General features: G+C 69.6%; 19 protein-coding genes and 1 pseudogene. 9 read left to right on the top strand and 11 right to left on the bottom strand.

Annotated elements, in window-relative coordinates:
* Positions 1 to 35: 35 nt before the first annotated feature.
* From OG622_RS11615 to OG622_RS11595, 5 genes are all read right to left on the bottom strand, one after another.
* On the bottom strand, positions 36 to 719 hold the full coding sequence (locus tag OG622_RS11615) for a hemerythrin domain-containing protein (RefSeq protein WP_371575490.1): 684 nt from the start codon (positions 717 to 719) through the stop codon (positions 36 to 38).
* A gap of 381 nt (positions 720 to 1,100) precedes the next feature.
* Positions 1,101 to 2,012 (bottom strand): alpha/beta hydrolase, encoded by a 912-nt coding sequence (locus OG622_RS11610; protein WP_371575489.1) that lies wholly within the window; start codon positions 2,010 to 2,012, stop codon positions 1,101 to 1,103.
* A gap of 264 nt (positions 2,013 to 2,276) precedes the next feature.
* Positions 2,277 to 3,107 (bottom strand): enoyl-CoA hydratase/isomerase family protein, encoded by an 831-nt coding sequence (locus OG622_RS11605; RefSeq protein ID WP_371575487.1) that lies wholly within the window; start codon positions 3,105 to 3,107, stop codon positions 2,277 to 2,279.
* 117 nt (positions 3,108 to 3,224) lie between these two features.
* Positions 3,225 to 4,031 carry a strictosidine synthase gene (locus OG622_RS11600; protein WP_371575485.1) on the bottom strand — a complete coding sequence of 269 codons (807 nt, stop codon included), beginning with the start codon at positions 4,029 to 4,031 and terminating at the stop codon, positions 3,225 to 3,227.
* A gap of 33 nt (positions 4,032 to 4,064) precedes the next feature.
* A complete protein-coding gene (locus OG622_RS11595; protein ID WP_371575484.1) occupies positions 4,065 to 4,931 on the bottom strand; it encodes an alpha/beta fold hydrolase in 867 nt (288 codons plus the stop codon).
* Positions 4,932 to 5,452: 521 nt separating this feature from the next.
* On the opposite strand from OG622_RS11595, the gene OG622_RS11590 reads away from it, so the two are divergent.
* Together OG622_RS11590 and OG622_RS11585 are read left to right on the top strand one after the other, a co-directional pair.
* Positions 5,453 to 5,581, top strand: coding sequence for a hypothetical protein (locus OG622_RS11590; protein ID WP_371575482.1), 129 nt, complete (start codon positions 5,453 to 5,455; stop codon positions 5,579 to 5,581).
* Between the two features lie 464 nt (positions 5,582 to 6,045).
* Positions 6,046 to 6,381: pseudogene (locus OG622_RS11585) on the top strand (AAA family ATPase); the annotation flags it as partial.
* 198 nt (positions 6,382 to 6,579) lie between these two features.
* On the opposite strand, the gene OG622_RS11580 reads toward OG622_RS11585, so the two are convergent.
* Complete coding sequence (locus tag OG622_RS11580) at positions 6,580 to 7,800, bottom strand: metallophosphoesterase (protein ID WP_371575481.1); 1,221 nt, start codon at positions 7,798 to 7,800, stop codon at positions 6,580 to 6,582.
* A gap of 112 nt (positions 7,801 to 7,912) precedes the next feature.
* Between OG622_RS11580 and OG622_RS11575 the strand changes: the two genes are divergently transcribed.
* Positions 7,913 to 8,563: an FCD domain-containing protein gene (locus OG622_RS11575; RefSeq protein ID WP_371575480.1), complete on the top strand. Its 651-nt coding sequence runs from the start codon at positions 7,913 to 7,915 to the stop codon at positions 8,561 to 8,563.
* 85 nt (positions 8,564 to 8,648) lie between these two features.
* Here OG622_RS11575 and OG622_RS11570 read toward each other — a convergent pair whose 3' ends face one another.
* On the bottom strand, positions 8,649 to 10,115 hold the full coding sequence (locus tag OG622_RS11570) for a non-reducing end alpha-L-arabinofuranosidase family hydrolase (RefSeq protein WP_371575479.1): 1,467 nt from the start codon (positions 10,113 to 10,115) through the stop codon (positions 8,649 to 8,651).
* A gap of 934 nt (positions 10,116 to 11,049) precedes the next feature.
* On the opposite strand from OG622_RS11570, the gene OG622_RS11565 reads away from it, so the two are divergent.
* Complete coding sequence (locus tag OG622_RS11565; RefSeq protein WP_371575478.1) at positions 11,050 to 12,480, top strand: endo-1,4-beta-xylanase; 1,431 nt, start codon at positions 11,050 to 11,052, stop codon at positions 12,478 to 12,480.
* A gap of 31 nt (positions 12,481 to 12,511) precedes the next feature.
* Positions 12,512 to 13,897: an RICIN domain-containing protein gene (locus OG622_RS11560; RefSeq protein WP_371575476.1), complete on the top strand. Its 1,386-nt coding sequence runs from the start codon at positions 12,512 to 12,514 to the stop codon at positions 13,895 to 13,897.
* Between the two features lie 431 nt (positions 13,898 to 14,328).
* On the opposite strand, the gene OG622_RS11555 is transcribed toward OG622_RS11560, so the two are convergent.
* The gene (locus OG622_RS11555) at positions 14,329 to 14,895 is read right to left on the bottom strand and encodes a TetR/AcrR family transcriptional regulator (protein WP_371575474.1); all 567 of its coding nucleotides are present in this window, start codon (positions 14,893 to 14,895) and stop codon (positions 14,329 to 14,331) included.
* Between the two features lie 203 nt (positions 14,896 to 15,098).
* Between OG622_RS11555 and OG622_RS11550 the strand changes: the two genes are divergently transcribed.
* From OG622_RS11550 to OG622_RS11535, 4 genes are all read left to right on the top strand, one after another.
* Positions 15,099 to 15,890: an SDR family NAD(P)-dependent oxidoreductase gene (locus tag OG622_RS11550; protein ID WP_371575472.1), complete on the top strand. Its 792-nt coding sequence runs from the start codon at positions 15,099 to 15,101 to the stop codon at positions 15,888 to 15,890.
* Between the two features lie 194 nt (positions 15,891 to 16,084).
* Positions 16,085 to 17,146 carry an alkene reductase gene (locus tag OG622_RS11545; protein WP_371575470.1) on the top strand — a complete coding sequence of 354 codons (1,062 nt, stop codon included), beginning with the start codon at positions 16,085 to 16,087 and terminating at the stop codon, positions 17,144 to 17,146.
* 195 nt (positions 17,147 to 17,341) lie between these two features.
* A complete protein-coding gene (locus OG622_RS11540) occupies positions 17,342 to 17,728 on the top strand; it encodes an ester cyclase (RefSeq protein WP_371575469.1) in 387 nt (128 codons plus the stop codon).
* A gap of 866 nt (positions 17,729 to 18,594) precedes the next feature.
* Entirely contained in the window at positions 18,595 to 19,800 is a 1,206-nt protein-coding gene (locus OG622_RS11535; RefSeq protein ID WP_371575467.1) for a winged helix DNA-binding domain-containing protein, read from the top strand.
* A 125-nt stretch (positions 19,801 to 19,925) separates the two neighbouring features.
* Here the strand turns inward: OG622_RS11535 and OG622_RS11530 are convergent, their stop codons facing one another.
* The 3 genes from OG622_RS11530 to OG622_RS11520 all read right to left on the bottom strand — a co-directional run bounded on the left by OG622_RS11530 (position 19,926) and on the right by OG622_RS11520 (position 25,001).
* Positions 19,926 to 20,723: a serine protease gene (locus OG622_RS11530; RefSeq protein WP_371575465.1), complete on the bottom strand. Its 798-nt coding sequence runs from the start codon at positions 20,721 to 20,723 to the stop codon at positions 19,926 to 19,928.
* Between the two features lie 350 nt (positions 20,724 to 21,073).
* On the bottom strand, positions 21,074 to 23,932 hold the full coding sequence (locus OG622_RS11525) for an AAA family ATPase (RefSeq protein WP_371575463.1): 2,859 nt from the start codon (positions 23,930 to 23,932) through the stop codon (positions 21,074 to 21,076).
* A gap of 250 nt (positions 23,933 to 24,182) precedes the next feature.
* Positions 24,183 to 25,001, bottom strand: coding sequence for a LuxR C-terminal-related transcriptional regulator (locus tag OG622_RS11520; protein ID WP_371584070.1), 819 nt, complete (start codon positions 24,999 to 25,001; stop codon positions 24,183 to 24,185).
* Between the last annotated feature and the right edge of the window lie 38 nt (positions 25,002 to 25,039).

Raw genomic sequence — 25,039 nt, 5'->3', positions numbered from 1 at the left:
CGCTTGCCGCTGTGGTCGATGCGGCCGGGCGATCGTCAGGCGTCGAAAACGCGGGCCTGGTAGCGACGCCAGGCGGGGCGGGCGGTGAGGCGCAGCAGCAGACGGATAGGCGCAGGCGCCTTGACGAGTTGCTGCGCGATGATCTCCGGGTCACCGACCTCCATGAACAGGCCGAAGACCATGGGGGCCTTGGAGGGCGGCAGGCTCTTGAGGTTGCGTTCGGCGACAGCGTCCCACTCGGGCTGGGTGACGGTGCGTGCGGCGACCGGCAGGAGATGCTTCTCCTCGTCGTGCAGATGCTCCTCCAGCAGGACGAGGAGATGATCGACGCGGTCGGCCAGCCGATTGCGGGTCGCGCTGGTGGGGTTGACTCGCCAGGGCGGAATCAGGGCGGTGACCTCGTCGAGCATCCCGTGCACCGCTTCGTGCTGGGACTGCATCAGGCGCACCAGGGGAGCCAGTTCCTCGGGCACACGCTGCAGCAGCATGGGCCACAGCAACGCGTCCTCGCCCTCGTGATGGTGGACCAGCAGGCCGAGCATCAACTCCAGGTGGCCGGCGACCACGCCGGCCCGTTTACGGTCACCCTCGTTGACCGCGCTCACCAGAGACGCACCGGAGCGCAGGGCACGACGGAACGCGTCATGTGCCATGACCATGTCGCGAACGTCGGTCAGGCCGGGGCCGTGCAGGGCACCGGGCGTGGCCTTCTCAGTCATCAGTCGTCTCCTTCGCCGGGTTGTGCTGCTCGGGACGTCCTTCCGAAGCAACGCTGCGGACGTGCCCGATTGGGGGTTTCGTGGACGCCACCGGGATGTGGTCGGCCGTGCCCGATTCGGCTGCCCCGGGCGGTGCTCAAACGCGTGCGAAGCGGACCGAGCCGGTCCACGCCTCCTCGTCCGGGGGCCGCGTCGGCAGGCGGACGCGGCCCCCGGCGATCGGGGAGGGCGTCCGGGCCCGCCTGCCGACGACGATGCGGAAGGACTCGGAACGGACCGTTACGCACGGCTGACCGTGCTCGGGAGTCGGGACTGGTCTGGGCACAGAAGCCGGTGGTCCTCCGTGCGGAGGACCACCGACGACTACGAGGGTTCTTCTGTTCAGGCGCCGAGGTGCTTGCGGAGCCACTGACCCATCTGCTGGATCGCCTGGTCAACCTCGGGTACGCGCCCCGCGCCCAGGACGAACGAGTGCTGTCCCTCGGGCATCGGGTGGACTTCGGAGGTGACCTTGAAGTCCGCGAGGCGGCGGCCGAGCTGGGCGCCGTCGTCGGCGAGGGTCTCGTACTCGCCGTAGTGGACGGTCGTGGGCGGCAGACCGGTCAGGTCGGCGTTCACGAGGCTGATCTGCGGGTCGGTGAAGTCCACTGCGGGGTCCTGCAGCCAGGCTCCCCGGAAGAGCTCCAGTGTGCCCCGGCTGAGCATCTTGTCGTTGTCCTCGTTCGCGTCGACCGACGCGTTCTGGATGGTGAGGTCGGTCCACGGCGAGACGCTGACGATCGCACCCGGGGTCGCCTCGCCCTTGGCGAGCAGACGCAGCGGCAGCATCACGGCGAGCGTGCCGCCGATCGAGTGGCCCGTGCTGCCGATGTTCCGCGGCTCGTAGCCCTGGGAGAGCAGCCACCGGTAGGCCGTCTCGGCGTCGTCGAGCTGGGCGGGGTAGGGATGTTCGGGCGCCAGACGGAAGTCCACCACGAGGGAGCGGGCTCCGGCCGCTTTCGCGATGTGGCCCGCGGCCTTGCGGTCCGAGTGCATCGAGGCGGTGACCGATCCGCCGAAGTGGAAGTGAAGCAGCGCCTTGTCGGGGTCGGCGCCCTCCGGGATGGCCCACAGGGCGGGGACGCCGCCGGCGTCCACCTCGGCGTAGGTGACGCCTTCCGGCTCGGTCGACGCCTTGTGGTTCGAGTCGACGATGTCGCGGATGACGGCCAGGTCGAGGCCGGGTGTGGCCGCCCTCGCGTTCGTGCTCGCGAGGAACTCCGCGAACTGCTGTGCTTCTGCACTGGTTCCCATGGTGGTATTCCTTTCAGGTCACTGCTGCGTCCGCTTGTCGCGCGCGGTCAGGTCGATGTGCTGGTGGCGACGTCAGCCGGTCATCCGGGCATCCGTTTGGTCTTGCGGACCTGCTCATGGGCTCAGGCGGTGCCAGGCGTTGACGAGTTCGGCCCGGTCGGTGCCGGTGAACTCGGTCAGGCCGTGCTCGATGAGCACTTCGTCGAGCCTCATCCGGTGTAGTTCGTCCAGCGACCGCCAAGGCACTTCCGGCGTGCTGGGGTGTCAGAGTTGCTGGTTGGCGATGCCGATGTACTGCCCGAGGCGGTACTCGAAGTCGATGCCGGCCTGCTCGACGATGGCCTGCGTGCCGGCGGCGCGGGCGAGGAACCCGGGGAGGGTGAGGGAGTGGGCGAACTCGCCGTAGGCGGCGATCAGATCCGCGTCCGGGGGCAGGGAGGCCCGGTTGATCTGGGCTTTGGCCGAGGCGAGTGAGGTGCGGTCGAAGGAGGCGAGCCGGCCGACGATCGTGTCGACGAAGGCGTCGAGTTCGCTGTCGGGGAGGGCACGGGTGATCCAGCCCCAGCGTTCGGCGGTGTCGGCGTCGTAGTCGTCGCTGGTGAGGATGGCTTCCAGGGCGCGGTCCCGCCCGATGGCGCGCGGGAGGCGTTCGCTGCCGCCACCGCCGGGGAGCAGTCCGCTGCCGACTTCCGGCTGCCCGAAGATTGCCTTCTCCCGGCTGGCGTACCGCAGATCGAGGGCCAGGGCGAGCTCGTTCCCGCCGCCGCGGGTGCGTCCGCGGATGGACGCGATGGTGATGTAGGGCGCTTTGGAGAGTTCCAGGACCAGGTTCGTCCAGACCGGCACTGCCTTCTCGTCCTCGGGGGCGGGGAAGTCGGCGGCGGCGGCCAGGTCGAAGTGGTTGTAGAAGAAGTCGGGGGTGGCGCTGTCGAACACCACGACCTGGATGTCCGGGTCGGTGGCCAGTTCCTCGACGATCTGGATGAGGCGCAGGACGGTCTCGCCGACGATGATGTTGGCGGGCGGGTTGGCGAAGGTGATCTTCGCGACCTGGGGCGAGGTGCGCTCGTAGTGGATGGTGCTCTGCTCGCTCATGGTCGGCTCCAGATGCGTGAGGGATATCGGATGGGACCGGGCGTCAGTGGGACGGAGACACCTGGGGCGGATGGGTTACCGAGCAGGTCCGGCGGTCTTGCTTCCGGCCGTTGCCGCTCACTCCTGGTAGTGCGGGAGGATCTCGCCGTTCTTGACGTAGGTGAGAGCGGCGGTGACGTCGTAGGCGTGGATCGCGGAGACCAGCGGTGCCAGCTGGTGGGACAGGTCCTGGATGACGTTGCTGCTGAGGAAGGCGTCCCGTGCTGTGGTGTCGGTGAACCCGAGACTGAGTGAGGCGTGGAAGTGCTGGTCGTGGGGGTTGTCGTGGGCGACGTTCGGGGTGTCCCAGAGCTTTTCGATCCAGGGCAGGAACGTCTGTGTGCGCAGCTCCTTCAGCACTGCGGTGCCGGCCAGTGCGGGGACGAGCTGGTTCTTGATGAACTTCCGGAGCTCGCCTGCGCCGGCCCCGTCTCGGCGGCGCAGGTAGACCAGGACGCGGGCACCGGCCTTTTCTTCCGGGCCTGCGACGTCGTACCAGCGCGATGAGTTCGGCGGGCCGGCGTAGAGCAGGGTGCGGCGGAAGACGTTGATCTCGTCCTGGTAGGCCAGCTTCGTCTGCTTGCGCCCCTGTGAGGGCGCGAGGGCCGATCGGAAGGTGACTTCCGCGATGCCGTCGATCTTCCGGTCGGCGGGGATCGAGGTCTCCACTCCGTCGGTGGCCGGCCACAGGCCGGGGTTGTGTTCGGCGAGGTGGATCTGGCGGTACTCCTCCAGGCCCGGGGTGGCGGAGATGATCCCCGAGTGCGGGCCCTTCCAGTAGTCCATGCCGGTCTGGCGGGGCTGGTCGGTGCGCACCCACAACAGGATCGAGGAGGTGAAGTGCTTCTTCACGTCCAGTTGGAGGGCGGCCGGTGGCGTGCTCATGGTGTTGCCTTTCTTTTCCTGGTCAGGTGGTGGTCATCGGGCGAGGAACTCGACCGCGACGGGGGCGAACTCCTTGTAGTACTGGAAGATGCCGCCGTGACCGGAGTCGGGGTAGATGATCAGTTCGCTGTCCTTGATGCGCCGGTGCAGGTCCTCGGAGAGGTTGGTGGGGACCATGCGGTCGTTGTCGCCGTTGGCGATCAGCGTGGGGTGGGTGATCTTCGACAGGTCGTCGGGGGTGGAGAGCCCCCACTTCTTGATCGCCTTCAGCTGCGTCTGGAACGCCTTGACCTTGATCTCCGCGTCGCGGTCGACGGTGCGCTCCTTGAGCCGGTCGACGAATGCGCGCGCGGCGGCCTTGCCGGCGGAGTCGCGGTTGAAGAACAGGAATTCCTTGGGGTCCGACCGGGTCACGGTGGCGCGCAGTGTGTCCCAGTACGTGGTGGCGACCACCTTCTCGATGTCCTTGCCGCCCTTGGGCCCGGTGCCGGTGAGGACGAGTTTGCGGACGAGTTCGGGGTGCTTCACCACCAGGGCCTGGGCGACGAAGCCGCCCAGCGAGAAGGAGAAGATGTCGATCTTGTCGAAGCCGAGCGCCGAGATGAAGGTGTAGGCGTCGTCGGCCATGGCCTCGACGCTGTCCGGCACCTGGCCGGTGGAGGCTCCGACACCGCGGTTGTCGAAGGTGATGACGTGACGGCCTCTGGCGATGGGGTCGATGATGCGGGGGTCCCAGTTGTCCAGGGTCGCGGCGAGGTGGACGAAGAAGACGACGGGGATACCGCCCTTCGGTCCCAGCTCGCGGTAGGCGTAGGTGACGCCGCCGGCGCTGACGGTGCGGGCCGGGGCATGCGCGTAGGAGGTGACGACGGGTTCGTTCGGGGTGACATTGGTGCTCACGATGACTTCTCCTTGCTTGTCTTGCGTCGGTGCGGTCTGCGCCGCCCGTCACGGTCACGGCGGGATCAGTAGCTGCCGGTGATGACTTGCTTTGCCTCGGACGCCACCACGGGGCAGGGGCTGTGCGGCCCCCCTTCCGGGCCCGGGACTCGCCGGTCACGAGCGCCATCACCGGGAGGGCGACTTCATTAACTTACGATCGTAATCCTATCGGGGTGACCGAGAGACCGCAAGCGAGTTCCGAGGTGAGGGGGACCGTGTGGCGGCCTACCGGTCGAGCGCCGGCGCACGCCCTCAGCCGGGGACGTCACGGCGGAGAACGGGGCGCAGTGTGTGCGGCAGGTGAGCGCGCCGCGCCGGCGATGGCGAACGCTTGAGGATCACCCCGAAGACCATCACTGCTCTCGCGGACCGCCTCCCGGCCCAGACGCCGCGCCCGACACCTGCCCGAGTATCCGGACTGCCCCCCCCGCATCCTCGCCGCCTTCAGCGAGGTCACGGGCCCCCTCCGGGCCCGTGGTATGTGCGAAGCCCTCGGCCACGAACTGCTGCCGAAGAACATCGAAGGCACCCGTGCCAAGCTGAAACGCCTCGTCAGGCTCGACGTCCTCACCGAGGCTGACGCCGGCAGCTTCTCCAGGAAGCAGTAGCCGCCCGAAACCCGCGACCAGCGCCCTGCCTCAACGTCACCGACAAAGCGGATATCACCCCACGAACCGCCTGCCGAGTGGGCATGGAAGCTCTCCTCCGGCAGGGAGCTTCCAAGCATTTCAGGCCATGCGTGTTGGCGACGGATGCGGCAAGCGTGCTGAAGCAGCCAGCGCGAATCACCATCAAACGCCCCGCTGAGTGTGCGGAGTTGTCTGTCGAAGTCCCGGACGGGAACGACATGGCGGAGCGTGCTGATGCCGTCGGGTTGTCGGGCCGACGGCGTAGGGCAGTCTCGCGAATGCGCTGATCACGTATCCGACGCTACTGATGAAGGGATGGCAGCGGATCCGTCACCGTGTCCGTCACCGTGTCCGTCAAGATTTGGCCTGGTGTCGTTGAACTCGGTTGGCCGGTAGTGGCTTTGTGTATCGTTGACGGTGCCCGTCAGGGATCCGGAGCGACCATGATGTTGTGGGGTGAACCCGGCATCGGTAAGACCGCCCTCCTCGAATACGTGGCCGAGTCAGCCGCCGTGGACTTCACCGTCTTGCGGTGCGGGGGCACTCGCCTGGAGTCGGGGCTGACGTTCGCCGCGCTGCACGAATTGCTGTGGCCGGTGACGGAGCGGATCAGCGCACTCCCGGAGCCGCAGGCCAAGGCCCTGAACGGGGCGCTCGGGATGAGCGGCGACGTGGCGGACCGGTTTCTGATCGGTGTGGCCGTGCTGACGCTCGTCGGGGAGCTGGCCCGGGAACGGCCGGTGCTCATCGTCGCCGACGACGCTCAGTGGCTCGACGAGCCGTCCGCACGGTGCCTGGCCTTCGTCGCGCGTCGGCTGCGCAGCGAGCCCGTGGTCATGCTCCTCACCGGACACGACGATCCTGTCGAGGGTCACTGGGAGAAGCTGGCGGCCATGGAGGTGCGGGAGCTGGACGACGAGGACGCTCGGCTCCTCGCCCGTGCCGTCGCTCCGCACGAGGTGTCGGCCCGCCCAGTGCTACGGCGAGGTGGGCAGGTGCGGGGAGCGGAGCACGAGCAGGGTGATCTCGCTGGGGGCGAAGATGCGGAATGGCGGGCCCCAGAAGCCGGTGCCGCGGCTGGTGTAGAGGAGGGTGCGGGTGCCGTGGTGGCTGAGGCCGGCGAGGGCGGGCTGGTCGATGCGGACCAGGTGGTGGAAGGGCCAGATCTGGCCGCCGTGGGTGTGGCCGGAGAGCTGGAGGTCGATGCCGTCGGCTGCGGCCCGGTCGATGAACTTGGGCTGGTGTGCCAGGAGCAGGACGGGGAGGTCGGGGTCGGCGCCGTTCAAGGCTCCGGCGAGGTTGGCGCGGTGGCCGGCCAGGCCGGAGGACTCGGCGGTGACGTCGTCCACGCCGGCGACGACGAGGGTGTCGCCTCCGCGTTCGAGCAGCAGATGGCGGTTGCGCAGCGGTTCCCAGCCCAGCTCGTCCATCAGGTCGACCCAGCCCTGGGCCTCGCTGTAGTACTCGTGGTTGCCGGTGACGTAGACCCGGGCACGAGTCGCCTGCACGGTAGCGAGCGGGGCGGCCTGGGCGCGGCGGCGTTCGGCCGTGCCGTCCGCGATGTCGCCGGTGTGGCAGACCAGGTCGGCCTTCAGGGTGTTCACCGTTTCGCACACCTGGGCCGACCAGCGGGCGCGGTCGAGGGGGCCGTAGTGGGTGTCGGTGATGAGGGCGACGCGGATGCCGTCCAACCCTGCACCCAGGCGCGGGAGTTGCACGTCGAGTCGGCGCACGCGTGGCACGCGGCGGGCCTCGGCGTACCCCCAGGCGAGCAGTACGGCGGTTACGCCGAGGACGGCCCAAGTGACGATTCGGGCCCGGTCCTGGCCCTCGCCGACGCCGGCCACGGTCAGGGCGAGCCGTAGCAGGACGCCGAGTAGAACGGACCAGGTGAACAGGACCCAGCTGGCGCCCAGCAGGGTGTCACCGACGATCGCCGCCCGGTCCTGCTGGCGCCGGCCGTGGCCGCGCGTCATCGCGAGCGGCATGCCGACGAGGCCGAGGGCGAACAGGGCGGTGCCGGCGAGCGTGACGGGCAGGGGCCAGTGCTGGCCGGTGTGCAGGAGCACCCAGTACGGCACGGCCCACAGAAGGACAGGGGCGACCAGCGGGATGTAGCGCATCAGGCGGTGCAACCGGCTCTGCCGTGGCGCCTGCGCTTCGCTGTCGGCGGGTCGGGTGTCGCTGGTGTCGGTCACGCTTCCCCTCACAAACCAGGCTGCGGTCTCGCGCACTGTATCCGGTCGCCCTCGGGCCGCCCGGACCGGCGTTCATGGGCGAGGCCCCTTGGGGCGAAGGGTTCTCTGCGGGATGGCACGACTCCGCCGCAGACACCTCCCTCGGCATGAGCCGCGATCAGGGCACTACTGCCCCGGCTTGGTATGGCCGCCAGTGGAGCCTCCTGGCTGGTTTCGCGACGATGCGTTGGGTGAGAACTCGCATCGGTGCGGACCGGGAGGCCACTGTCCCTCTGGACTTGTCCATGCCCACTACCTGGGCACTCAAAGATCAACCAACTTTGCGATCGGCACAGGACAGACCAGACACTCGTCAGGCGCGGATTCCCTTCACCGGACGCGCCGGGCGAGCTGGGTCCCCTTCCATGACGTCATCATGCAGGCGTCGGGACACCGCATCGCCCGTGGGGTGGTCCGCGCGCTGGAGAGCCAGGTCGTCGACACCGCGCGGTACATGGGCCGGCCCGAGCGCGCCATGTGCGTCGCCTCCAACCGCGGCCATCGCCGCGTGTACGAGCGCGTCGCCGCCCGCGACCCGAGCGGTGCGGCCGAGGCGATGTTCACCCACATCACCGAAGCCCGGCTCGTCCGCCGCAGCGCACCAGGCGACCCGGTGCGCCTGGACCGTTGGCAAGCGCCACCGGCGGCGGCACCGCGTTACGGGATGGCCCTCGGGCTGGTGAGCGTTGCCCGACCCCGCGCTCCGTCGCCGTATGAGCGCTGAGATGGTCGCGTGACCCGGGCGGGCTCGGCCTTCCGCCGAGCCCGCCACGCCGGCTCCCTACCGGAGCCGGATCGGTGTCACGCCGTCAACGCTGCAGTGTCAGCAGACCCGGACGGTAGGGCAGGAGGCCGTAGTCGCCGCCGGAGTCGGGGCTGCGCCCCTGGTAGAGCAACTGCAGATGGCAGGGATCGACGGTCATGGTCTGATCGGCGCTGGTGCGGATCAGTTCGCCGTGGCTGATGTCGTTGGTCCAGGTGGCGCCACTGTTGGCCTTGCCGGCGAAGGGATTGCTCTCGGTCGCGGCCTGGGGTGTCCATGAGCCGTTCAGACTGGTGGCCGTGAACGAGCGGAAGTAGCGGCCCTGCGAGCCGATCGCCTCGACGATCATGAGGTAGCGGTTCTGGCCCTGCAGCTTGTAGACCTGCGGGGCTTCGAACAGGTTGTTCGTCGTATCGCTCATGATCACTGTCGAGGTCGTGCCGAAGCTGCCCGGGAAGTTCCCGATCGGCATACTGGCCCGGTAGATCTTGCCGTTGTCACCGGCGAAGAACAGGTACATGTTCGTCCCGTCACCGATGAGCGTCTGGTCGATGGGTCCCGTTCCGGAGCCGGAGATGCTTCCGGAGAAGAGCACCTGCTGGGATGACCAGCCATTCGGGTTGGTGGGGTCGCTCGACGTCCGGTAGGAGAAGGCGGTCCCGCCCCACTGGTAGGCGAGCACCCAGATGTTCTTCGGCGCGAAGTAGAAGAGCGTGGGCGCGACGGTGGAGGACGACATCGTGTTCTGACTGGCCGAGGCCATCTCCGACCAATTGGTGAACAGGCCGAAGTTCATCGAACCCCAACTCGTCCCCGTGTCGTGCGTCGTCGCATAGACGAGTTGCCTGCCGTTGTAGGGGACGACGGTGAAGTCCTTGAGCGAGACCCATCCCTGCTTGGGCTGCGCCAGCGCGCCCGTTGATGTCCAGCGATAGGTCGACGGAAGATCGCACGGGCCGGAGGTGTCGCCGCCGACCTTGACGAGCTGCCACTGCTGGTTTGTGCCGCCCCAGTCGTCGTACTGGACGATGTTCGCGCTGTCGGCGGTGGAGGCGCCTTGCACTTCGAGGGCCTTGTTGCTGTGGCGCGAGATGAGCCTCACGTAGCCGTCCGAGCTGTCGGCCAGCCGCCACTGCTGGTTGGTGGCGTTCAGGTCGGTCCACTGGACGATCGCGCCGCCATTCGCGGTGGACCAGTTGTGGACGTCCAGCACCTTGCCCGACTGGCGGGACTTGATGCGGTAGTAGCCGCCCCCGGAATCGACGAACTGCCACTGCTGTTGGGCCTGGTCGTTCCTGGACCACTGAGTGATGCGGGCGCCGTCGTCGGTCGCCATGTTGTAGACGTCCAGGGCCTTGCCGCTGTTGCGGTTGACCAGCACATACGAGGCGTTGGGGTCTACGGTCGCCGCGGCGGCGGGCTGGGCGCCGAGGAAGGTAGCCACGAGCAGCAAGGGTGCGAGGACGGCGAGTAGGCGTCTGCGACGGACCGGGGAAGGGTGGCGAAACCACATCAGAGGGCCTCCTTGGGGGGCGGGGGTGAGGTGACTCCGATGAACCGCGGAGCGGACGTGCCGGGGGAGGGACCAATCTCGAAACATTCGAAGAATTCCCGGATGCTTCGACGCCACAAGCTAGGAATGTGGGGCCCTCTGGTCAAGGCCTGTCGCCGATCTGTCCACAAATAGCGCCTCCCCTTCGGGCTTGGCGAGCTGTCACGTCGACCGGAAACGCTCCGGAGTCTGCGATACCCGCTCGCCACTCCAAGGCGTCCACGCAGAGGAGAGGAGTTGAGTAAGCGGCGTCCGCACACTCGTCCCGGCCCCGGCCCCGGCCCTACGAGCTCCGCCGGCGGCGGCGCCGGGGTCCACCGTCCGGCTCGCCGGGATTCCGAATGTTTCGGACGAAGAACCGAAACTTCTTCTGCGGTGAGTATTGACGATGCATCGTCAATACTTCAATCTCCCAGTCTGAGAACCGGCCGTAGTTCGAGATATCGAGCTACGTCGGCCCTGGGCAATCTGTGCTGCACGGCAGATCCACGCACAGCCGCACGACAGATCCACGCACAGCCGCACGACAGATCCGCGCACAGAGCACCTGCGCCACCCCGTTTCGTTCCGGTGAGGTTCGCACCAGCGCATCCTGGCTCTTCGCGCAGTTGGAGAGGTACGCGACGCCGCGTGGCGGTCCCCCGGCTGAGCTGCGATGGAGTACGCCCATGCCTGTGTCGAAACACCGGCGCCGCCCGCCGTACGTCACCCGACGGCCGGCGGGTGACGGGTGACGCCCGTGCCGGTTGAGATCGTCACGGTCCCATGACCGTGGTGTCCGGTGATTCCGTGCTGCCCGGGCCCCGGACCGCCCCGTCCGTCTGCCGAGTGGGGGCGGACGACGCATTCCCCTGCGCTTCAGTCCTTCCGTGATTTCTACCTTGGAGGCACAGTCATGGGCTTGTATGCCCTTCCCGGACCCGCCATTCGCCGGAAGATCCGCGGCATGCTGTTGGCGCTGGTCGTCGGCGTCCTCGGTGCGGCCGCCGCACTGGTCGCGCCGCCGACCGCACAGGCCGCCGAGAACACGCTCGGCGCCGCGGCGGCGCAGAGCGGCCGCTACTTCGGCACCGCCATCGCCTCGGGCAGGCTGGGCGACTCGGCGTACACGACGATCGCGGGCCGTGAGTTCAACTCGGTGACGGCCGAGAACGAGATGAAGATCGACGCCACCGAGCCGCAGCGCGGCCAGTTCAACTTCACCGCCGGTGACCGCGTCTACAACTGGGCGGTGCAGAACGGCAAGCAGGTGCGCGGCCACACCCTGGCCTGGCACTCCCAGCAGCCCGGCTGGATGCAGAGCCTCAGCGGCAGCACGCTGCGCCAGGCGATGATCGGCCACATCAACGGCGTGATGGCCCACTACAAGGGCAAGATCGCCCAGTGGGACGTCGTGAACGAGGCCTTCGCCGACGGCAGTTCGGGAGCCCGGCGCGACTCCAACCTCCAGCGCACCGGCAACGACTGGATCGAGGTCGCCTTCCGCACCGCGCGCGCCGCCGACCCGGCCGCCAAGCTCTGCTACAACGACTACAACGTCGAGAACTGGACCTGGGCCAAAACCCAGGCCATGTACGCCATGGTCCGGGACTTCAAGCAGCGCGGCGTGCCGATCGACTGCGTCGGCTTCCAGTCGCACTTCAACAGCGGCAGCCCCTACAACAGCAACTTCCGCACCACACTGCAGAACTTCGCCGCCCTCGGCGTCGACGTGGCCATCACCGAACTCGACATCCAGGGCGCCTCGGCCACGACCTACGCCAGCGTGACCAACGACTGCCTTGCCGTCTCGCGCTGTCTCGGCATCACCGTCTGGGGTGTGCGCGACACCGACTCCTGGCGACCGGGGGACACGCCGCTGCTGTTCAACGGCGACGGCAGTAAGAAGCCCGCCTACACCGCCGTCCTCAACGCACTCAATGGCGGCACCTCCACGCCCCCTTCGGATTCCGGACAGATCAAGGGCGTCGGGTCGGGCCGCTGCCTGGACGTTCCCGGCACCAGTACGACCGACGGCACCCAGCTCAACCTGTGGGACTGCGGCAACGGCAGCAACCAGCAGTGGACGTACACCGCCGCCGGCGAGCTCAGGGTCTACGGCAACAAGTGCCTGGACGCCGGCGGCACCGGCAACGGCACCAAAGTCCAGATCTACGGCTGCTGGGGCGCCGACAACCAGAAATGGCGCCTCAACTCCGACGGATCCATCGTCGGCGTCCAGTCCGGCCTCTGCCTCGACGCCGTCGCAAGCGGCACCGCCAACGGCACCCTGATCCAGCTCTACTCCTGCTCGAACGGCAGCAACCAACGCTGGACCCGCACCTGATGGGACCTGTCACAAACGAAAGGGTGAATCGATGAAGACCTACGGTGCGGCTTCCCCCGCCCCTCCACGACGACATCGCTGGTGGTCCCGGATCGCCGCCGTGGTGGCGGCGACCCTCGCGATCGGCATGCTCGCCGCGGTGAATCCGGCGCCCGCCGAGGCGGCGACGGTGGACACCAATGCCTGGTATGTCCTGGTCAATCGCAACAGCGGCAAGGCGCTGGACGTCTCCGGCTCGTCCACCGCCGACGGCGCGCGGGCCGGCCAGTGGACGCGCGGCGACGGAGCCAACCAGCAGTGGCAGTTCGTGGACTCCGGCGACGGCTTCTACCGCCTCAAGGCCCGGCATTCGGGCAAGGTCCTCGACGTGGCCGGCGCCTCGACCGCAGACGGTGCCGCGATCCAGCAGTGGGCCGACCACAACGGGGCCAACCAGCAGTTCCGCCTGGCCGACTCCGACGCGGGCCACGTCCGGCTGATCAACCGCACCAGCGGCAAGGCGGTGGAGGTGCAGGGCGCCTCCACCGCCGATGGCGGCAACGTCGTCCAGTACTCCGACTGGGGCGGCGCCAACCAGCAATGGCAGATGATCAAGCTGTCGTCCGGTGGCGGTGGCGGTGGCGGTGGCGGCGGATGCGGCAGCACCCCGACTCTGGCGAGCGGTACGCACACGATTCAGAGCGGCGGCAAGAGCCGCAGCTTCATCCTCAGGGTTCCCGCCAACTACGACAACAGCCACCCCTACCGGCTGATCTTCGCGTTCCACTGGCGGGGCGGAACCGCCGGCGACGTCGCTTCGGGCGGCACGAGCGGGAACGCGTGGTCCTACTACGGCCAGCAGGAACAGTCGAACAACGGCGCGATCCTCGTCGCCCCCCAGGGGCTCGGCAACGGCTGGGCCAATGCGGGTGGTGAGGACATCACCTTCGTCGACGACATGATCCGGCGAATCGAGGGCGGCCTCTGTGTCAACCCGGCACAGCGTTTCGCCACGGGATTCAGCTGGGGCGGCGGTATGAGCTACGCACTCGCATGCAGCCGGGCGAACGTCTTCAGGGCCGTCGCGGTCATGTCCGGCGCTCAGATCAGCGGGTGCAGCGGCGGCACCCAGCCCATCGCCTACTTCGGAATCCACGGCATCAGCGACAACGTCCTCGGCATCGCGCAAGGACGGTCCCTGCGCGACAAGTTCGTCGCCAACAACGGCTGCACTGCCCAGAGCCCGCGCGAGCCCGCCCCGGGCAGCCGAACGCACATCACCACCACCTACTCGGGCTGTCGCGCCGGATACCCGGTCCAATGGGCCGCGTTCGACGGAGGCCACATACCCGGTCCGGTCGACGGCTCCTCCGGCGAAAGCGGCGTCGCCACCTGGACGAAAGCAGAGATCTGGAGGTTCTTCGCACAGTTCCAGTGACACGCCCGCACCACTGAGTGGAGCCAGGATGATCCTGGCTCCACTCCGTCGACGTCCATCCGGGATCAGACGGCGCATGACAGCAGGTTCTCTCGGCGGTTCGGAGTGCGTAACCGGTCACCAGGAGACCGTTGCCGCAGTCTTTCGCGCTCGCGTGCGTGGAGTCCCACTCGCCGTCCCTGTCGTGTGACTGCCTCGCGCACCGGTTCGGCAACGTGGCGGACGGGCCGGAGCTCGTGCGGTGTTACGCCTGCGACTTGGCGGAGGCCAAATGGCAGGTCATCCCGCCGTTGCTGCCCATTCCGGCATCGCTGGAGGGGTGGGGAGGGCGGCCGGAGGGCTACCGGCACCGCGTGCCGCTGGGATTCCGGAGGGTGCTTGACCGCGTGGCGTTCGGCCCCAGCCGCACAGTCCGTGCGCGTGATTTCGGGTCAAGGTCCGTGTGGTGCGGTCAGGGCTGTGTGGGTCGACTCCAGGATCTTCTCCGACAGTTCTGTGCCGGCCGTGGCGCGGGCGAGCAGGATCGCGCCGACCAGGGTGGCCACCAGGGGAAGGCCGTCGTTGGTGTCGGTGGACATCCATGCGGCGAAGTCCTGGACTCCGGCCGCGTACGTTTCGCGTACCTCCCCGGCTGCGGGCTCGCGAGCCATGTCCCCTGCGAATCCCGCGGTGGGACAGCCGGTGCCGGGCTGGTCACGGTGGTCGGCCGACAGGTAGTAGTCGACGAGGGCCGCGCGCGCGGTGTCGTGATCGCCGTGGGACGTGTCGAACGAAGCCAGGAGCAGGTCAACGTCTCCGAAAGCGGCTTGGGCGGCCTCGGCGATCAGGGCCTCCTTGGAGGGGAACTGCTTGTAGAAGCCGCCCGTGGTCAGCCCGATGGACTTCATCAGATCGGCGACGCTGATGCCGTTCACGCCGCGCTCCCGGAAGAGCTGGGAGGCCGCGGCGACCGCGCGTCTGCGGTTCTCGATCGCTTGTGCTTGCGAAACCCGACTCATCAGTCACCTGCTCACGTTAGATAGTTAAGTGCATCTATCGTACGCGAAGTGTCGGGCGGTCGGCAGTAGGGACCTCGTTCCGTGCGGCGTCGCGGGCCGTTGACTGGACGGTTTTAGATAGTTACCGTAATCTAAAGCGAGGGGCCGACGCTCTGGCCCCTGCTCATCCGCTCATCCGCCGGACCAGAAATGAGATCCACCCCATGACCACGCAGAACAAGACCGCTGTCGTCACCGGTGCGTCCGCCGGCCTGGGTGCCGCCTATGCGCAGCGGCTTGCCGACCGGGGCTACGACCTGATCCTGGTGGCCCGGAACGCCGCGCGGCTGGAAACGCTGGCGTCGGACATCCGCAGCCGCACGGGCCGTGCGGTGGACATCGTCGCCGCCGACCTCACCGATGCGGCGCAGATCTCCGTGGTCGAGGAGCGTCTGCGGACCGACGAGAGCATCGACATGCTGGTCAACAACGCCGGCGGTGCGCTGCTCACGCCGCTGGCAGGCTCCGACGCGGCGGCCTACGAGGCGCTGATCAACCTCAATGTGACAGCGCTGACCAGGCTGACCATCGCGGTCCTGCCGGGCCTGACGGCCCGCGGGCGCGGCACCGTCGTGAACGTCTCCTCCGCCATGGCTCTCAACATCCTGCCCATCAGCGCCGTCTACAGCGGCACCAAGAGCTACGTGCTGACGTTCACCCAGGCCCTGCAGCAGGAACTCGCCGAGAGCCCCGTCACGGTGCAGGCCGTGCTGCCGGGCGCTGTCCGCACGGATCTCTGGGACGGCTCCGGTGTCGACCTCGAGACGTTTCCCGACGAGATCGTCATGAACGTGGACGACGCCGTCGACGCGGCGCTCGCCGGCCTCGACGCCGGGGAGCCCGTCACCATCTTGTCGCTGCCGGACATCAGCGACTGGGAGTCGTTCGAGAAGGCGCGTCAGGCGCTCGTACCGAACCTGTCCCTGCGGGTCCCGGCCGATCGCTACCGCGGCTGACCGCCGCTCCGACTCCGGTGCGAGGGAGGACCGACACGCTCGGCGTCCTCCCTCCCGTACGAACAGTCCCCTCCCGTACGACCAGTCGGAACCCAGCACCACGATGGCGCCCGCTACCCGCTGCCCGCAGGCCGGGCCGCCACCACGCCACCCCGCAGCTCTCTCACTCACACCCTTCACCTGAGGAAACATCCATGTCGAACACCCTGTGGAACCCGATCGTCGCCGGAGAGATCCCCCTGCCGCACCGGCTGGCCATGGCCCCCCTGACCCGGAACCGCTCCACCCTGAACGGCGCGCCGACCGAGCTGAACGCCGAGTACTACGCCCAGCGCGCCTCGCACGCCTTCATCATCACCGAGGGCACTCAGCCCAGCGCCGACGGCCAGGGCTACCCGCTCACCCCCGGCATCTACACCGAGGAGCACATCGCCGGCTGGCGCAAGGTCACCGACGCCGTGCACAAGGCCGACGGTCGCATCGTCATCCAGCTCATGCACGCCGGACGGATGTCCCACCCCGACAACACCCCGCACCACCGGCAGCCGGTCGCCCCCTCCCCGGTCCAGCCGGCGGGCGAGATGTTCACCGCGTCCGGGCTCCAGGAGATGCCGGTACCGCGCGAACTGTCCACCGAGGAAGTCGCCGCCGTGGTCGACGACTTCCGCCGCGCCGCCGCGGCAGCCATCGCGGCCGGCGCCGACGGCGTCGAGATCCACGGCGCCAACGGCTACCTCGTGCACCAGTTCCTCTCCACCAACACCAACCAGCGCACCGACAGTTACGGCGGATCCATCGAGAACCGCATCCGCTTCGCCGTCGAGGTCGCCACCGCCGTGGCCGACGAGATCGGCGCCGGCCGCACCGGCATCCGTATCTCCCCCGCCACCCCCTTCAATGACATGGCCGAGAGCGACACCCACGAGCTGTACCCCGCCCTCGTACGCGCCCTCGCCCCCCTCGACCTCGCCTACCTGCACATCCTCCACGGCGGCGACGACGAACTCCTGCACACCCTCCGCAAGTTGTGGCCGACCACCCTCGTCCTCAACCGGGCCGGCACCGACATCGCCACCCGCGCCAAGGACGTCGAAGACGGCATCGCCGACGTCATCACCGTCGGCACGCTGGCACTCGCCAACCCCGACCTGGTCGAACGCGTCCGCGCCGATGCGCCGCTGAACACCCCCGACCCGGACACCTTCTACGGCGGCGGCGCGGCCGGCTACACCGACTACCCCACCCACACCGCCTGACACACCCCGGCCGGGCGCTTCGCCTCCGCGAGAAGAAGCAGCCGCTGCCCGGCGCCATCGCCGGACCCTGCTCGTCCAACCCGCCGGTTCGACCCGATTCCGCTGTCCATCACCGGGGCGGAGCCGCTCCGTCCATCCACATTGGAGAAGCACATGTCTTCCTCGAATGTCGAAACCCAAGCGTCCACCGCCGACTTGCACCGAATTGCCGATGAGTACGTCAAGCTCGTCAACCTGCGTGACCTCGACGCCCTGTTCGCCCTGTACGCGCCGGACTTCCGCAACCACGCCGCCGACGGCACCGCCACCGGCCTCGAGGAGACCCGCGCGGTGCTGGCGTCGTTCCTCGACGCGGTCCCCGACTTCGCCGCCACGCCGGTCCGTGTCGTCGCCGAGGACGATTGGTTCGCGATCAACTTCATCCTCACCGGCACGAACACCGGGTCCTTCAACGGCACTCCCGCCACCGGCCGATCGATCAAGGTGCTGGAGCTCCGCATGTTCAAGGTGGCAGACGGGAAGCTCACCGAGCACTGGGGCCTCATCGACCTGGCGACGCTCTTCGCCCAGTTGCAGTCCTGAGAGGGTTACATGAGTTGAGGTCTGTTCCACCCTTTCGGGAGGAGCAGGCCGGCCGGCCGCGGCGTCGCCGGGCGGCTACGGCTGCGGCCGCGGCTGGGCGAACAAGCTCTGCTCGGTCTCGACCGGGATTCCGCGCTCGGTCAGCCGCTTGAGCTACAAGCGGGTGTTGTTGATGTTGTTGGGCGCGATCTTCATGTCCGTCGCCTCGCACACCCGCCGCGCCCGCAGCGGCGCGTCGGCCGAGGCGAACAGCGCCATGATCTGCTGGTAGGCCGATTGGGCCGGCAGTTTCGGGTCCGGCGGCGCGGGCGGCTGCGGATCGGGCAGCTCCAGCAGCGTCGAGCCTGATTCTCCGTCATCGCCGAGTGAAGTGCTCCGACAAGGGCTTCGTTGCCCTCCCGCAGTTGGCGAAGGTCCTCGGCGTCTGCCGCCCGGAGTTCCTACAGTTTCCGGATCTGCCGGCGAAGACGTCCTTCGCCGCCCGGTATTTCGCCGCGGGCGCTGACCCTTTCGTAGACGAACCGCTCCTCGTCCCGGCTGTCCCGGCGGCCTTCTATCCGCCGGGACGGTCCTCAGCCCGCTGACTTGGTCGAATACCCACAGCCGGTCGGCCATCGTGGATGCCTCCCGAGTTGCGCGTATACGTAAGGGGAGGAGAGGAGAGGAGAGGGGAGGGGTGGGAAAGGAGGGAGCCGGGGAATTCGATGTCCGGCCGGACCGGAAGTGGGTCGGGCAGGGGGGCGGGGGAGCGAGGCAATCGCGGACGGGACGCGCCGTCGCGCTCTCCGCTCTCGGCGGCGGACCGCGGACCGCATCAGGACTGTCGCGGACAGAACCTGTCCGCAACCCCCGCTAGCGTGCGCACCATGACGAACAAGGCGGACCAGACCGCTCCCCGGCTCGGCACCCAGGCCCTCAACCGCGCGACCCTGGCCCGCCAGCTCCTGCTGCACCGGGCGCCCGTTTCCGCCGAGGCCGCCCCCGCCAAAGCCCCCTCCGTGAAGGCACTCTCCGCCAAGACCCCCTCCGCCAAGGCCGCCGACTCGGTGCCCCCGCCCATGTCCGCCCACGGCGCCATCACGCACCTCCTCGGGCTCCAGGCGCAGAACGTACGGCCGCCGTACTACGCGCTCGCCGCCCGGCTGGACGGCTTCGCGCCCGAGCAGTTGTCGGCGCTGATGGCCGACCGGGACGTCGTACGCATCGTGACCATGCGGTCCACGATCCACACGCACACCGCCGAGGACTGCCTCGCCCTGCGGCCGTTGGTGCAGCCGGCCCGGGAGCGGGAGCTGAACCTGTTCCGCAAAGGGCTGGCCGGGGTCGATCTGGACCGGCTGGAGGCGATCGCGCGGGAACTCGTCGAGGCCGAGCCGCGCACCCTGAAGCAGTTGCGTGAGGCGTTGATCGTGGAGTGGCCCGACGCCGACCCGTTCGCCCTCGGTGTCGCCGCGCGCTGCCGGCTTCCGCTCGTCCAGGTCACCCCGCGCGGCCTGTGGGGGAGGAGCGGACAGGTCGCCCTGACCACCGCGGAGCACTGGCTCGGCCGCCCCGCCGAAGAGGCACCGGCACCCGAAACCGTCATCCGGCGCTATCTCGCCGCGTTCGGGCCCGCCTCCGTCAAGGACATGCAGACCTGGGCCGGACTGACCCGCCTGCGCGAGGCGTTCGAGCGGCTGCGCCCGGAGCTGCTCGTCTTCCGCGACGACAGCGGCACCGAACTCTTCGACCTCCCGGACGCGCCTCGCCCCGACCCGGAGACCCCGGCCCCGCCCCGGCTGCTCCCCGAGTTCGACAACCTGCTCCTCTCCCACGCCGACCGCTCCCGCGTGGTCCCGCCGGACCTCAAGGGCCGTTCCTGGCAAGGGAATCAGGCCCATCGCACGTTCCTCGTGGACGGCTTCCTGGCCGGCATCTGGAAGCTCGACGCCGACGTCCTCACCCTCGAACCCTTCGGCCGCCTCACCCAGCGGCAGCGGGCCGACCTGGTGACGGAGGCGGAGCGCACCCTCACGACGCTGCACGGGGACGGCGCGTACGACATCCGGTTCGGCACCGTGGCCCCGTCGTAACCTCCGTACGCCTCCCGGACATTGGAGAGGGGGCGCCGCGAACCGCTCGTGGCAGGTTCGCGGCACCCCCTGGCAGTTCCTGAGGGAGTACCTCAGGAGTCTGTCGGCTCGCGCCCGGGCCTCGGCTACGAGGCGATCTGGGCGGCCACCGTGTTGGAGAAGGTGGTCAGCCGGGTGTAGATCCCGGGGTACTGCGCGTCGGCGCAGCCGTAACCCCAGGAAACTATGCCTGCCAGGACGCCCCCGATCATCAGGGGACCGCCGCTGTCGCCCTGGCAGGTGTCGACGCCGCCGGAAGAGAAACCGGCGCAGACCATGGAGCTGGCGACGAACTCGGAGCCGTACGCGCTGGAGCTGCCGCAGACCGAGTCGGCCACGACCGGCACGGTCGCGGTGCGCAGCTGGTTGGAGGAGGAGCCGCCCGAGGAGGTGGTGCCCCAGCCGATGATGCGGGCGGTGGTGCCGGCCGCGTAGACGCCCGTCTGCGAGGCGCTGACGTAGGACGCCGTGGTGTACGGCTGAGCGACCGCGAGGGTCAGCACGGCCACGTCGCTGGTCATGGTGGAGCTGTTGTAGCTCGGGTGGATCCAGATCTTGCTGAGCGTGCTGACGGTGCCGTTCGTGCCGTTGCGGTAGGTACGGCCGCCGACGACACGGGTGTTGGAGGTGGTTCTGCCGACCATGCAGTGAGCGGCGGTGATCACCTTGGTCGGAGACACGAGGGTGCCACCACAGAACTGGCTCTGCGAGGCGTTCGTGATCTGCATGACGTACGGGTACGCGCTCGCGGTGGTGGTCGTACCACCCACGATGGGCTGGGGAGCGGCGACGGCGCCGGGGGCGGTGAGCAGCGCGGCCGCGGCGGCGGCAGCGGTGGCCACGGCGGCGATCATCGACTTCTTGACGCGGTTGAACCCGAACATGGTGCTCCTCATGGGGAGTTGCCGGTGGGGGACGCGCGGGTGGGGGGTTGGTGCACAGAACCTGCCGTGCCGCCCCCGCTCGGGGGAGCCGAGCGGGGGCGACGGGCCGGTCTGTGTGCCCTGGCGTGCGGCACGTCACAAAAAATAGGAGCCGGAGTGATCCTCTCCCAAGGGGGGATCCCCCTAGGCGAGTTGGGGAGGGAAAACCCTCGATGACCCGGGCCGGGGTTTGAGCCTAGGCTGGAGCCGCAAGGTCGCTGCGCGCACCTGGTCCGCCGAAGAGTGACGGACGGGAATGTGACGACAGGGCCCAGGTCCCGGGAGGGGCTCGTCAGCCGGTCCCGGGGAGGTCAGTTCGTACGGTGTCCCGCCGCCAGCCGCACGATGTCCACACGCGACCGGATGCCCAGCTTCCGGTAGACCCGCGTAAGTGTCGCCTCGACCGTCTTCACGCTGATGTACAGCCGACCGGCGATCTCCCGGTTGGTCGCCCCTTCCATGACCAGCTCCGCGACCTGGCGTTCCGTCGCCGCGAGCACGGCGAGGGCGTCCAGCGCCGAGGGGGCGATCGCGGGCTGCTGCGGAGGTGCCGGGGTGACCGAGGCCTCCTCCACCTGACGCAGCCACGGCAGGGCACGGCAGCGGCGGAACAGCCGGGACGCCTCGTCGTACGAGCCCGGTCCGGACGTGGGTGTCCCCCCTGGCCGGGCGAGACCGAGAGCCTGCGGAACGGTGCGCAGCCCCGCCAGGGAGAACGCGGCCCGCGCCTCCTCCAGGCCGTAGCCCAGCTTCGCCAGCCGGTCCTGCGCCGACGTCAACTGCCGTACGGCGACCTCCTGTTCACCTCGCGCCGCACGCACCAGCGCCTCGGCCCGGTCGAGGACGGCGAGCACACTCTCCCGCCCGAGCCGCAGCGCCTGCTGCCGGGTGACGTCGATGACGTCCTGTGCCTCTGCCGACTCACCCACCCGCACCAGGGCTTCGGCGAGATCGCCGTGCCACCGGCCGCGTGCGGGGTCGGTGACCCCGAGGCCCTCCTCCAGCTCCCGTACGCGGCGCAGGGCCTGCACGGCGCCCGGCGCGTCCCCCGCCACCAACTGGGCGTGCCCGAGGGCGCCCAGGGCGCGGGAGAGGTACATCAGGTCGCCGTCCTGCTCGGCGCGCTCGGCGGCCTCGCGGGCGAGCGCCCGGGCCCGCTCCACGTCACCGCCTGCGGCCTCGGCGAGCGAGGTGAGCATGGCGGACGCGCCCTCGCCGATACCGGAGTCACGGGCGAGGACATAGCCCTCGCGGGCGAGGTCGAGGGCCCGGCCGCAGTGCCCGGAGCGCAGCTCGGTCTCGGCGAGGAAGCGCACATAGTGCACCTCGCTCTCGACCATGCCGCGCCGCCGCACCTCACGGAGCAGCGAGGTGATCGTCGCGCGGGCCTCGCCGAGCTGGTCGCTCATCATCAGCCAGCGGAAGCGGGTCGCGCCCGCCCCGTTGTGATGGCAGGCGAGCTGCGGGTCCTGCGGCTCCTTCAGCGCCCGCTTGATCGTCATGGGCGCGTCAGGGTGCCCCATCAGGATCTCGGCCTGCGCCTGGAAGGCGAGCGCGAGCAGCTCGGTACGCCGGTCCTCGGCCCGTGCCGCCAGCTCCGCCGCCCGCGCGGCCTCCTCCCGGCTCTGGGCGAAATCGCCTTCGAGGACCAGGGCGCGCCAGGCCAGCTGGTAACGGACCAGGCCGAGCAGGCGCGGGTCGTCGCCCGCGTCGGCGAGGACCTGCGGGTACACGGCGTCGACCTCGGCCAGCGACTGTCCGGCCGCGTCGATCACCACCATCCAGGCCCGGACCCGCTCGGCGGGTTCGGTGGCCCGGCTCAGCACCTCGCGGGCGATGTCCCGGCCGAGGTCGTTCTCCCCGGCGGTCAGCGCGTCCTCGGCGGCCTGCAGCCGCCGTTCGTCGGGGCCCGGCGTCGCGTCCGCCGGGGTGTGCCGGGCCGAGAGCAGCCCCAGTTCGGCGGCGACCGAGGGCGCGCCCCGGTCCCGGGCCACGGCAGCGGCCTCGCCCAGCCGCGCGGCGACCAGCGGATCGGTGCCGTGGGTGGACAGCGCCAGATGCCGGGCCCGTTCGATGGGGTCGACGGCGGCGGTGGACAGTGCGGCGTGGGCGGCCCGCCGCTCCTGGGCGGTCGCCTCGGCGTACAGCGCGGCCGACACCAGGGGGTGCGCGAACCGTACGTACGGCCCCTCCCGCTCCGGTGCGAGCAGCCCCAGCTCGACGGCGCGCGCGGTCTCCGCCTCGGCGTTCTCCCGGCCGGCGGCGTGCAGCAGTGCCACCGTGGGCCGGGCACCGGCGCTGGCGACCAGCAGGGTGCGGCGGGCCTCGGCCGAGAGCATGTCCAGCCGGTTCAGGACCAGGGTCCGCAGTGAGGTCGGCACGGGCAGTGGCTCGCCCGGACGCGGCGGCGTCGGGCTGTCGGCGAGGGCACGGCCGAGCTCCAGCGCGAACAGCGGGTTGCCGCCGCTGGTGCGGTGGATGTCCCGCACGGTCGACCGGGGCAGACCGGTGTAGCCGCGGTTCTCCAGCAGCTCGGCGACGTGCGTCCTGGACAGCGGGGTGACCCGGAGGGCCAGCGTGCCGGGAGGGGACGCGCGTAGATACCTGTCCTGCTCGTGACCGTGGGGGTCCGTCGAGGTACGTACGGCGCACAGCATGCGGACCGGCAGCTCGCCCAGCCGGCGCGCCGCGAACCCGAGCAGCTCGACACTGGCCGGATCCAGCCACTGGAGGTCGTCCGCGACGATCAGTACCGGGCCCTTGGCGGCCAGGGCGCGCAGGGTCGACAGGACGGCCAGCCGGAGGGCGAGCCCGTCGCGCTGGAGGGTGGACTCGCCACGGCCGGTGAGCGCGGACTCCAGCGCGGTGCGCTGCGGGGCGGGCAGCTGGTCGGACACCTCGTCCATGACCAGCCCGAGCAGATCGGTCAGCGCGAGGAAGGGCAGATGCGACTCGGACTCGGTGGCCGAGCAGCGCAGCACCGTCCGTGCCGATTCCTCGTATTCCGCGGCCAGAGCGCGCAGGACGGTCGATTTTCCGATACCCGCGGAGCCGTGCACGAGCACGCTGCCGCTCCGCGCAAGCTGCTCACGCGCCCCCGCGAACAGCTCCTCCCGGCCTATGACCAGGTCGGGGCGGGGTCTCCCAGGCTCCTTGTACTCCCGTCGCACGGGCCACCGCTCCCCTCGAGTGTCGTGTCCGGGCCAATATTAGGCATCGAGTCTTTGAATTTCGGAACGTAGACCCGGTGTGGGAAATAACAGGAAGGGTACGGCATAAGGAATTTCACATGCCCGTTACATGAAAGATGATGTCCATCACGCCCCCGGAAGGGGCGCGGGACCGTGACATGTGCGGCTCCGCCGCGTGGGCGCGACCGGCCCCCCACGGCCCCGCGGTTCGAGACGTCCACGCGGATCACTACGGCAACAGCCCCGCCCGGCGGGCAGCCACCACCGCCTCCAGACGCGTATGCGCCTCGAGCTTCCGCATGGCCGAGCGCAGATAGGCCTTCACCGTCTCGGGGCGAAGCCCCAGCCGATTTCCGGCGACCGTGTTGGTCGCACCCGTCGCGACGCAGGCCAGCACATCCATCTCGCGCGGTGTGAGGGCGACCCCGGCGCCACCGTCCGGCGCGGTGTTCTCCCCGCCGGCCACGCCGGCCAGGCGCCCGCACACCCGCAGCAGCTCGGCCCGCAGCTCCGGATCGTCGATGCGCGGGGCGAGCGCGCGCAACGCCCCGTGCGCCTCCCGGACCTCCTCCCACGCCCCGGCCGACTCGCCCTCGGGCGCCCGCGCCGAGGCCAGCAGGCTCCACGCCTCGTCCCGCACCACGAGCGTCTGCTCCATGTCCCGCGCCGCCTCCAGCGCGGCTCCCACCGTGCGGTCGCCCAGCGGCTGAGCCGTGCGCAGGGCGCCGTACAGCACCCCGCGCACCTGGCGTCGTACGACGATGGGGACCGCGAGGACGGAGCGGATACCTTCGGCGGCGACCGCGGCGTCGTACTCGTGGCTGATCTGGCGCGAGACGGAGTAGTCGGTCACACAGCACGGACGGGCCAGGGCCACCGTCTTGCCGCCGAGGCCGTTCCCGGAGCGCACGGCCAGGCCGCTGAGCGCGGTGGTCCGGTTGCCGTGGAGTTCGCTGATGCGCAGTTGCCCGGGGCCGGGCTCGACCAGCCCCGCGAAGGCGAGCGGCAGCCCGGTGGCCTGCCGCAGCCGGGCCAGAGCGCCGCGCATGTCCGCCCGTCCGGACGAAGCCGTCCCGACGGAATCCG

Origin of the sequence: Streptomyces sp. NBC_01314, from assembly GCF_041435215.1 — a bacterium.
Classification (GTDB): domain Bacteria; phylum Actinomycetota; class Actinomycetes; order Streptomycetales; family Streptomycetaceae; genus Streptomyces.
Note: the sequence above shows the minus strand (reverse complement) of the source record. Positions and strands in the feature narration are given on the sequence as shown.

Bases quoted from the DNA above. Each gene is read 5' to 3' on its own strand.
- OG622_RS11535 (WP_371575467.1), top strand. From the start codon at position 18,595: ATGACGAACAAGGCGGACCAGACCGCTCCCCGGCTCGGCACCCAGGCC.
- OG622_RS11520 (WP_371584070.1), bottom strand. From the start codon at position 25,001: ATGCGCGGCGCTCTGGCCCGGCTGCGGCAGGCCACCGGGCTGCCGCTC.
- OG622_RS11615 (WP_371575490.1), bottom strand. From the start codon at position 719: ATGACTGAGAAGGCCACGCCCGGTGCCCTGCACGGCCCCGGCCTGACC.
- OG622_RS11590 (WP_371575482.1), top strand. From the start codon at position 5,453: ATGTGCGAAGCCCTCGGCCACGAACTGCTGCCGAAGAACATCGAAGGC.
- OG622_RS11550 (WP_371575472.1), top strand. From the start codon at position 15,099: ATGACCACGCAGAACAAGACCGCTGTCGTCACCGGTGCGTCCGCCGGC.
- OG622_RS11575 (WP_371575480.1), top strand. From the start codon at position 7,913: ATGGCACGACTCCGCCGCAGACACCTCCCTCGGCATGAGCCGCGATCA.
- OG622_RS11570 (WP_371575479.1), bottom strand. From the start codon at position 10,115: ATGTGGTTTCGCCACCCTTCCCCGGTCCGTCGCAGACGCCTACTCGCC.
- OG622_RS11555 (WP_371575474.1), bottom strand. From the start codon at position 14,895: ATGAGTCGGGTTTCGCAAGCACAAGCGATCGAGAACCGCAGACGCGCG.
- OG622_RS11545 (WP_371575470.1), top strand. From the start codon at position 16,085: ATGTCGAACACCCTGTGGAACCCGATCGTCGCCGGAGAGATCCCCCTG.
- OG622_RS11600 (WP_371575485.1), bottom strand. From the start codon at position 4,031: ATGAGCACGCCACCGGCCGCCCTCCAACTGGACGTGAAGAAGCACTTC.
- OG622_RS11530 (WP_371575465.1), bottom strand. From the start codon at position 20,723: ATGTTCGGGTTCAACCGCGTCAAGAAGTCGATGATCGCCGCCGTGGCC.
- OG622_RS11560 (WP_371575476.1), top strand. From the start codon at position 12,512: ATGAAGACCTACGGTGCGGCTTCCCCCGCCCCTCCACGACGACATCGC.
- OG622_RS11610 (WP_371575489.1), bottom strand. From the start codon at position 2,012: ATGGGAACCAGTGCAGAAGCACAGCAGTTCGCGGAGTTCCTCGCGAGC.
- OG622_RS11565 (WP_371575478.1), top strand. From the start codon at position 11,050: ATGGGCTTGTATGCCCTTCCCGGACCCGCCATTCGCCGGAAGATCCGC.
- OG622_RS11605 (WP_371575487.1), bottom strand. From the start codon at position 3,107: ATGAGCGAGCAGAGCACCATCCACTACGAGCGCACCTCGCCCCAGGTC.